Below are 345 nucleotides of genomic sequence, written 5' to 3' on the forward strand. Positions count from 1 at the left end.
CTGTCTCGGCAAGAGACCCGGTGAAATCATAATACCTGTGAAGATGCAGGTTACCCGCGACAAGACGGAAAGACCCCATGGAGCTTTACTGTAGCCTGGTATTGGAACTTTGTGCATCATGTACAGGATAGGTGGGAAGCTGAGAAGCAGGGGCGCCAGCCTCTGTGGAGCTGTCGGTGGGATACCACCCTTGATGTACGGAGTTTCTAACTCGTCGCCCTTATCGGGCGAGAGGACCATGCCAGGTGGGCAGTTTGACTGGGGCGGTCGCCTCCTAAAAGGTAACGGAGGCGCCCAAAGGTTCCCTCAGAATGGTCGGAAATCATTCGTAGAGTGTAAAGGCAG

At 54.5% G+C, this 345-nt stretch carries 1 rRNA gene; it reads left to right on the forward strand.

The annotated features are described in order from the left end of the window. A 23S ribosomal RNA gene (locus SB773_RS30560) occupies positions 1–345 on the forward strand; the annotation flags it as partial.

Source organism: Bacillus sp. SIMBA_074 (assembly GCF_046534555.1).
In the GTDB taxonomy this organism is placed as follows: domain Bacteria; phylum Bacillota; class Bacilli; order Bacillales; family Bacillaceae_G; genus Bacillus_A; species Bacillus_A mycoides.